Consider the following 1,703-nt stretch of genomic DNA (forward strand, 5'->3'; position numbering starts at 1 on the left):
AGAGTTTGAGCCTGGCTCAGGACGAACGCTGGCGGGGTGCCTAATACATGCAAGTCGAGCGGACTTGACGGAGCTTGCTCTGTTCAAGTCAGCGGCGGACGGGTGAGTAACACGTGGGCAACCTGCCCTGCAGATTGGGATAACTCCGGGAAACCGGGGCTAATACCGAATAATAGGGAAGATCACATGATCTTCCTTTGAAAGACGGTTTCGGCTGTCACTGCAGGATGGGCCCGCGGCGCATTAGCTAGTTGGTGAGGTAACGGCTCACCAAGGCGACGATGCGTAGCCGACCTGAGAGGGTGATCGGCCACACTGGGACTGAGACACGGCCCAGACTCCTACGGGAGGCAGCAGTAGGGAATCTTCCGCAATGGACGAAAGTCTGACGGAGCAACGCCGCGTGAGTGAAGAAGGTTTTCGGATCGTAAAACTCTGTTGTCAGGGAAGAACAAGTACGGGAGTAACTGTCCGTACCTTGACGGTACCTGGCCAGAAAGCCACGGCTAACTACGTGCCAGCAGCCGCGGTAATACGTAGGTGGCAAGCGTTGTCCGGAATTATTGGGCGTAAAGCGCGCGCAGGCGGTCTTTTAAGTCTGATGTGAAAGCCCACGGCTCAACCGTGGAGGGTCATTGGAAACTGGAAGACTTGAGTGCAGAAGAGAAGAGCGGAATTCCACGTGTAGCGGTGAAATGCGTAGAGATGTGGAGGAACACCAGTGGCGAAGGCGGCTCTTTGGTCTGTAACTGACGCTGAGGCGCGAAAGCGTGGGGAGCGAACAGGATTAGATACCCTGGTAGTCCACGCCGTAAACGATGAGTGCTAAGTGTTGGGGGGTTTCCGCCCCTCAGTGCTGCAGCTAACGCATTAAGCACTCCGCCTGGGGAGTACGGCCGCAAGGCTGAAACTCAAAGGAATTGACGGGGGCCCGCACAAGCGGTGGAGCATGTGGTTTAATTCGAAGCAACGCGAAGAACCTTACCAGGTCTTGACATCCCGCTGCCCGGTATAGAGATATACCTTTCCCTTCGGGGACAGCGGTGACAGGTGGTGCATGGTTGTCGTCAGCTCGTGTCGTGAGATGTTGGGTTAAGTCCCGCAACGAGCGCAACCCTTGATCTTAGTTGCCAGCATTCAGTTGGGCACTCTAAGGTGACTGCCGGTGACAAACCGGAGGAAGGTGGGGATGACGTCAAATCATCATGCCCCTTATGACCTGGGCTACACACGTGCTACAATGGATGGTACAAAGGGCTGCAAGACCGCGAGGTTTAGCCAATCCCATAAAACCATTCTCAGTTCGGATTGCAGGCTGCAACTCGCCTGCATGAAGCCGGAATCGCTAGTAATCGCGGATCAGCATGCCGCGGTGAATACGTTCCCGGGCCTTGTACACACCGCCCGTCACACCACGAGAGTTTGCAACACCCGAAGTCGGTGGGGTAACCCTTACGGGAGCCAGCCGCCGAAGGTGGGGCAGATGATTGGGGTGAAGTCGTAACAAGGTAGCCGTATCGGAAGGTGCGGCTGGATCACCTCCTTTCTAAGGATATTTACGGAATGTGAGAAGCGGTTCTCACAGACGCTGACGTTTGATTTTGTTCAGTTATGAGGGATGAATTCCTCGGGCCTGCTGAGCAGGTCACAAACGAGCTGCGGCAGTTTAGAGTGTACTTAGGGTTTGATCGGTTATCAGTGTT

1 rRNA gene is annotated in these 1,703 nt (G+C 55.1%); it reads left to right on the top strand.

Features of this window, described 5'->3' with window-relative positions:
* Nucleotides 1-1,546: ribosomal RNA gene (locus tag BTO30_RS14380) — 16S ribosomal RNA — on the top strand; the annotation flags it as partial.
* Between the last annotated feature and the right edge of the window lie 157 nt (nt 1,547-1,703).

It is taken from the genome of Domibacillus antri (genome assembly GCF_001936625.1).
Taxonomy (GTDB): Bacteria; Bacillota; Bacilli; order Bacillales; family Domibacillaceae; genus Domibacillus; species Domibacillus antri.